General features: G+C 29.9%; 1 protein-coding gene. It reads left to right on the forward strand.

The genetic code is table 11. The annotated features are described in order from the left end of the window. A partial coding sequence (locus ON15_RS05490; protein WP_010580481.1) for a magnesium transporter CorA family protein occupies positions 1 to 664 on the forward strand: 664 nt, incomplete at its 5' end. Positions 665 to 797: the final 133 nt, after the last annotated feature.

Here is a 797-nt window from a genome sequence, read left to right on the forward strand (position 1 = left end):
GGTATTTAAAAATAAGTTGATAATTTTTACAAAACAAAAATTAAAATTCATTCCCGAACTCTTATCCAATATGGTTTTACGTGATGTCAATAATTTCATGGAGGAAGTACTTTTAAAGATCATGCAAAAACATTTCTATGTGATGCTTAACGAACTTCGTGGAATCAAGGAAAAAATTGATGATTTAGACTCAAAAATATCAACGTCCGGTCCACGCAGACCAACGTTTGGTGATTTATTGACTCTTCAAAAATACATGATAGCTTTGTCAACAACTTATGGCGCTAATCACAAAGCGCTGGATTTCATTAAAAAAAATTTCACAACTATTAATGATATTGATTTTACCACCAAAAAAATAATTGATGAGATATACGATACAAGTGACACAATGGATAGAATTATTTTAGGTTACAGACAATATTTGGATGATTTGGAAAATATGATAAACAATATGTTTTCGTATCAGCTAAACATGATTATGAAAACGCTAACAGAGATATCAATCATTTTGACTATTCCAGCGATTATTTTTGGTTTTTGGGGAATCAATGTCGATGTCCCGTTTGAAAAATCTTCTTATGGTTTTTTTGCTGTGCTGATTATCTCTGTTATACTAAGCCTAATTTGCTGGTTTTGGTTGCGACGCAAAAAATATTTGTAAAGTATTTGTGATACCCTAATATGATTTAAAGCAGAATTACTTTGTTGACTTTTTAAAAGGCTGATTCCTTTCAATAATTTAATAGCTTTTGTCAGGAATTGTAATATAAATAGACAGTGGTATTTGTTATTTA

Origin of the sequence: Liquorilactobacillus vini DSM 20605 (genome assembly GCF_000255495.1) — a bacterium.
Lineage (GTDB): Bacteria > Bacillota > Bacilli > Lactobacillales > Lactobacillaceae > Liquorilactobacillus > Liquorilactobacillus vini.